Origin of the sequence: Collimonas silvisoli, assembly GCF_018305005.1 — a bacterium.
Taxonomy (GTDB): Bacteria; Pseudomonadota; Gammaproteobacteria; order Burkholderiales; family Burkholderiaceae_D; genus Collimonas; species Collimonas silvisoli.
The window spans coordinates 1-5,653 of record NZ_JAGQEG010000161.1 but is presented as its reverse complement, the minus strand read 5'-3'; the positions used below and the strand labels follow the sequence as shown (position 1 = coordinate 5,653).

Annotated in this window: 7 protein-coding genes; all 7 read right to left on the bottom strand. The window is 52.7% G+C overall.

The genetic code is table 11. From position 1 onward, the window contains the following. Positions 1 to 95: 95 nt before the first annotated feature. Entirely contained in the window at positions 96 to 746 is a 651-nt protein-coding gene (locus tag KHU33_RS25015; RefSeq protein WP_211468086.1) for a toll/interleukin-1 receptor domain-containing protein, read from the bottom strand. A gap of 335 nt (positions 747 to 1,081) precedes the next feature. Further along, positions 1,082 to 2,008: a recombination directionality factor gene (locus tag KHU33_RS25010; RefSeq protein WP_211468084.1), complete on the bottom strand. Its 927-nt coding sequence runs from the start codon at positions 2,006 to 2,008 to the stop codon at positions 1,082 to 1,084. Between the two features lie 107 nt (positions 2,009 to 2,115). Continuing rightward, the gene (locus tag KHU33_RS25005; protein WP_211468082.1) at positions 2,116 to 3,117 is read right to left on the bottom strand and encodes a YqaJ viral recombinase family nuclease; all 1,002 of its coding nucleotides are present in this window, start codon (positions 3,115 to 3,117) and stop codon (positions 2,116 to 2,118) included. Between the two features lie 73 nt (positions 3,118 to 3,190). Beyond that, the gene (locus KHU33_RS25000) at positions 3,191 to 4,150 is read right to left on the bottom strand and encodes a DUF932 domain-containing protein (RefSeq protein WP_211468080.1); all 960 of its coding nucleotides are present in this window, start codon (positions 4,148 to 4,150) and stop codon (positions 3,191 to 3,193) included. A gap of 109 nt (positions 4,151 to 4,259) precedes the next feature. Beyond that, positions 4,260 to 4,754: a hypothetical protein gene (locus KHU33_RS24995; protein ID WP_211468077.1), complete on the bottom strand. Its 495-nt coding sequence runs from the start codon at positions 4,752 to 4,754 to the stop codon at positions 4,260 to 4,262. A gap of 183 nt (positions 4,755 to 4,937) precedes the next feature. Continuing rightward, on the bottom strand, positions 4,938 to 5,174 hold the full coding sequence (locus KHU33_RS24990) for a hypothetical protein (protein WP_211468075.1): 237 nt from the start codon (positions 5,172 to 5,174) through the stop codon (positions 4,938 to 4,940). A gap of 11 nt (positions 5,175 to 5,185) precedes the next feature. Continuing rightward, the gene (locus KHU33_RS24985; RefSeq protein ID WP_211468073.1) at positions 5,186 to 5,527 is read right to left on the bottom strand and encodes a hypothetical protein; all 342 of its coding nucleotides are present in this window, start codon (positions 5,525 to 5,527) and stop codon (positions 5,186 to 5,188) included. Between the last annotated feature and the right edge of the window lie 126 nt (positions 5,528 to 5,653).

The window sequence follows — 5,653 nt, the reverse complement described above, 5'->3', positions numbered from 1 at the left end:
TCCCGGCATCCGCTTCCTTCAAGATCCCAATAATCTGCTCTTCCGTAAATCTCGATTTCTTCATGACTAGCTCTCCATCAGCACAGTCACTAACTTTACATTGGGATACTCTGGAGGGGTAAGGTCACGCCCAATTCAAACATGACATAGATGGACTGAATGCTTGTCGGGCTTAGAAGCGCCAGGAAGGCCTGAGCATCAAATACTTCCTGTCTCAACTGCTCATCCGAATGTGTGCCGGCAGGAAGCTTATAGCCATCGACGCTGGTGCAGCGAATATCCTTGGCAGCTAGCGGGAGGGCAGCGCGGAGAAAAATGACAAAGGCTTCCGCAATCTGCTTATCTGTACTGCTGTGGCTTACGAATATTTTCATAGTTCCTTCGGTTGGTTCATCATCAGTAGCATCGAATTTGCATGCGCGCAATTCCTGCACTATGCGATGTGCTTCTTGGGCGTCTTTGTCAGTGCTAGATGCCCAGCCAGGTTGAACATAAAATATTCCGGGACTTGGATTGGGACTTGGGCGCCACTTGGCGACAAAGTCCTCAATTCGTTGCATCAAATAGTCAATTTCTTCTAGGGCTTCTAGAGAGGGCTTACCAGCTAGAAGTTCCAGAGCTTCTTCGGCCAATGGTTTTAACGATACGAGGTGTTTTGGCTCGGACTCAATCGCTGCTGCGGCACTTCGCACAACTGTTTTGAGGCGTTTCCATTTCTGGGGCGGTGAAGAAGATTCTGCTGTCATTTGTTTTCCATGTGCGTTACGCAAATATTCGTTGAAATTCTGGCGATGTAGCGAGAAAGAGTCGATGGCTCTTACGCTGCATGATTAAATCAAAGTGTTTCTCGGATTAATGTTTGTTAAAAATCAATTGGCTCAATATTCAGTGAAAAAATTTAATCTCAGTATAAAGAAAACGAGATTTATTTATATTTTGACTATGGTAAAGAAAATATTGCTTTATTACAAATTTAAATGGCGATTTGATCTGCTCAATCTTCCGTGCAAGACGGTCGACCTCGCAGATCGTAACGAAGAATTCAAGGATGAGTCGATGATCGTTCTATCAATAGGAAGCGCTAGTTCCCTTCAGTAAGAATTGGAGCATGGTGACTGTTAAACCTTCTATCTAACTTCTCCTTGAGGTTAGGCTTGGCCTTGATGGCAGTATCCGTGACGTTATTGCTGCTGTTACTGCCGCCAGCTTCAGGGAAGAACTCTTCCACGATCTCAGGAATTTCTTCTTCGCTGTCCTCGAACGCACCATTGGTAAGCCCGTGCTTGCCGGCTGCATCAAGCGCATCCTGGTCATAGCCGGTCATCAAGCGCCGTTCGTAGATATCCTTGGCTTTAACGATGGCCCCCTCCAGAATTTGTCCTTCCCGAGCTGAAATGTCGGCGTAGTAGATAGGAGTACGGTGGCTCATAGTGGTGCTCTTGGCCCGTAGCCGCAACTCCAATGGCAGACACGCAAGCAAGTTGCCGGATACTGCCTGGTAATAGCTAAGCCGTGCCGCCAGGGTACGAATGCTGTTAAAACCGGTTGTCCTGAAGATGAAGGTGCCCAGGTCGTCTTCTTCCTCACCGATGCGAACATTCAAGCGACCGTAAGGCTTGCAGCCAGCCTTGGCAAGCTCGCAGCTATCAGGCGAAGGGCAGGGAAGTGTCGCCATTCCCGATGCCGTGTAGCGTCTACAAGTCTCTCCATTGCCGGTGCAAAGGGGCCTGCCGTTCTGGCGGTCGAATAGGCAGTATTCGGCACGCAGATTGAGATCCGGTTCGTTGAAAAGCAACCGGATGGGGATGGAACGGATCTTGTGATTGTCCTGCGTCTTGCGTAATGCCTCATCGTAGGGATGGGCAATCCATCCGTCCTTGCTCTGCACTTGCGTCGTGATCGTGAATTGGTCATCCTTCTCCGGCAATCGCTTGCCGTTTTTTTCTACTATCTTGCCGATGGAAATGCGCCCGAGTATCGGCGGCGTGATGGCGAGTCCTTTAATCATTGATTTATCCTTAAAATAGCAAAGCCCGCCCCGGTTTCCGCTAGGGGCAGGCAGCACAAACAGCCCCTAGCGTTGGGGCGACTGACTCCGGTTGAACTACAAGGGGATTACGTGTTGATGAGGAACCGGCGACTGCCGGGTTTCACGAGGGGATAGCGTTGGACGAGATCGGGCTGGTCTGTCAGGAGTGCTTCGATATCGATCCCAAGACCATCCTTGCTGCGTTTCCAGCTCACGTCACCGATTTCAAACAAGGCCCTGCTCGCGTCACCCATGCGTTGCTGGATACGTTGCTTCAGCTCTTCCGCGATCTTGGCGCGGTTGGCAATCTCATCCCGTATGGTGAGCAGGTAGGCAAATGCAGCAGACATGGCACTATCGCGAGTCAGATCGAGCGTGTTGCCGGAATCGTGGGGATACAGGCACCGTAATGCGACATCAGCAGAGTCACTGCCGTCTACTGGCGGCGGGGTGTCGGTTTCGACGTAGTGCCAGAATCGCTGCTCTAATTCGATGAGGCGGGCAATCAAAGCATCATCCCGTTCGATCCGATAGATCCGGATCTCTTGCCCGCAGACCAGGACACAGACATCGGCAGCGGCCTTGTTCGTGACCGCCAATTGGTGTTGTACCTGCAACTGGACATATTCCGGTACGCCGTCTCGCCATAAGCGAGCACCAAATTCGCCAGCGGTTTTACATTCAAGAATCTGTACATCGGCGATGCCCATCACCTCGCGGTCGATGTTCGCCAGCATCCAGGGAATATCGGGATGTTGTAGTACGGCGTTGATCTTGCGGACGCGATGGCCAGTGCGTCGGGTGTAGTGGGCCGCGACAATGGGTTGCAGCAACGTCCCCCAGTACATCGGACTCGTTTCATCGTTGGGATCGATCTTAGGCAAATTACCGTCCCTGCCTGTCTTGACCATCCAAAGTTCCAGTTGTGATTGATATGGATTCAAGCCTACTGCTGCGCCGGCGTCGCTGCTGCCGATCCCGCCCTTGCGTACAGTGAGCCAAGCATCTCGGCTCAGAACATTGGTTTTAACCAGTTTCAAGGCAGGACGACCGGTCCTGATTGCATCAACTCTTTCTACGATGCCCATATTAGATCCTTCAATAGAAAAAGCCCGGTGAGTGGAAACTCGACCGGGCGTTTATGACGATTGTGGGAAGGCCTTAAGCAGCCATCAGCAATGCTTGATCGAGTGCCTTTTGTTTCAGCGTGGCTCCTTGCCCGAACCATGCGGCGTCCAGGCGATGCTCCGTACTTCTTGCCCGGCGCTCATGATCCACGTACTCGGTGACAGCATTGAGCAAGCCAAATGCTGTGCCTTTGGAGGACGTGAATTCCGAGCCTTTGCCTTGGCCGTCATACAGGGCCTGTACTTTCTTCATGGCGCGTTCGTTGCTGAGGCCGGTGGCCGTGGTGGCCGGATCAGTGAAAACACGCAGGAAGTAGTTCATGGCTTCGTGCGATTTGACCTTGCGTTCGGACAGGGTTTTCATGCGATACAGGAAGGCGTCCCATGCCGAGACCGATATACCTAATTGCTTCTTGACGGCTTGCGGATCAAAGCTGGTGCTGTGCGGCACCTTGACGGCACCGCTGCCATTGGCGAGGGCGACGGCCAAGGTGTTATTGCAGACCACGCGGATGCTGGTGAATTGCGCCGTTGTAGCAAGCGTCCCGTCGCACGCGGTTGCCAGCAGCAGATAGCCGTTGATGGTGTCATTGCCTTTCAAGGTGGCCGACTGGCCGGTCTTGGCCAGTGCCCAGATCTTCCTGCCGAATTTGAGGACGCCAGCCGTTTCCAGCTCGAAGCCGGAAATCTCGGTCAGATCGCGGTAAAACTCCAGAATCTCACAGGGTTGCACGACCTGGTAGCGATTGGAGACGACCGACAACGGCGCTTTGGTGTCGGAGCGATACAGCACCTTTTGATCGGGGAAGGACATGATGGCGCCTAGGGCGCCGGCAGATTCCGACATATAGCGCACCGGTGTTTCCAGAATATTGAAGGCCATGCCGGCTTGTTTGGCCCAGACTTCCAGGGGTTGCTTTGCAGTGAGGCGATTGCCAAGGCCGTGCCATGGCGTGGCATTGACGTAAGCCATTTGTTCGAGGAGGTGTGCCATTGGATATTTTCTTTCGTTTGGTATGCACGTGACGATGCCGCTGTGTAAAGCAGCAAGACAGTCCAGCGCGTGGGATGGATTAAAGGTAAGGCGGGGAAACTGCTAGGAGTTACGGATATGCAGGTAGCGCAGGATGGTTAGGCGAATCCGGTTGTTGGTCGTGATCTTGCTCCTGGTCGAAGTCAGGTGAATTATCCTGCTGATAGGTGTATCCCCGGTGTTGCTCATCTTCCGGAGAGCTGGAATTGCTGCTGAAGGTATATCCGCATTGCAGGCAATAGTAGTTATTCAGCACGTGCTCATCGACCACTTCGCCGAGTTTGACGCCTGCGGCACAGCCGGCGGCTCCGCCCAACAGTCCTGCGACGACTGCGCCAGCAATGCCACCGACAGCCGCACCTGCAGGACCAGCAATGAATCCGGCCATGGCGCCAATTTCAGCACCACTGATACAGCCAGCAGCACCGGCCACAGCACCAGCGACTGTGCCGACAGCGCCACATGTTCGTTTGGCGTAGTTGTAGGTGTTGATCCGTTCGGATTGGCATTGCGGGCAAGTACAGGGCATGCGGTCATATTCCTTTTTAAATCCGTCGAACAGCATGATTTGCCTTGCTCTTCATTTTCGTGATGTATGCGCCCAAGCTTGCAGTGGACAGAACGCCCAGCGCAAAGACGATGGCAAATGCGGCGAGGCTTTCGAGAGGTGAATTATTTGATCCCAATTGGACTCCTTGTAATGATTGTGGTGTTACGTGGGAAATGTTGTGCCTGAATTTCGACAGCTTTATTGTCTTGTCCAAGCCGTGACGATGCTGAAGAGTGCGGCGCCTTGGCGATGCAGCCTGGCTGCTTCGCGCAAAGTGCCTTCTTCCTTCACCGCGGCGCGATGATACTGACGACGCATTTCTTGTGCTTTCACGAAGCATTGTTGTGCGTCCCAAGCAGCAAATTTGATGTTGTCCGGGGCGTGCGATTTGGCGATGCGTCGATGCAGGTCCTGTGCGCGCTCTCGCCAGGTCATGCGGGTTTTTCTCAGGCACATGGTTTGCCAAGCAACCTACGCAAGAACCATACCCTGGCGAGGGTGACGGCAAACAAGATAACGAGGGAGGTCATCGCCAGATCCATATCGACTTCGACATCATTGCCGATGGCGATCACGATATAAGCGGCAAGCGCGATAGAGAAATAGATGCAGGTACGATTGTAGCTGCGTGAAGTGTCGCTGGCGCCAGCTGGGACGAGCATAGGTCGGATTTTAAGTGCCTGGTTTAACTCGGTCACAGCCTTAACTTTGACGGCCGAATAAAACGCCACAATGCTTAACGTTGCGCCAACGGTATTGCAGAGCGTGAGAGATATATGCTGATTCATGGGAGTTCCTGAGTTTAAATTGACAATTGAGAACGATTGTTTCCATTCTCAATAGGGGGATATGTGCCTGAGATTTTTTTCAGTCGGCGTAGAAAGTGAAATGGGCAGAGCCGGAAATCCGGCTCT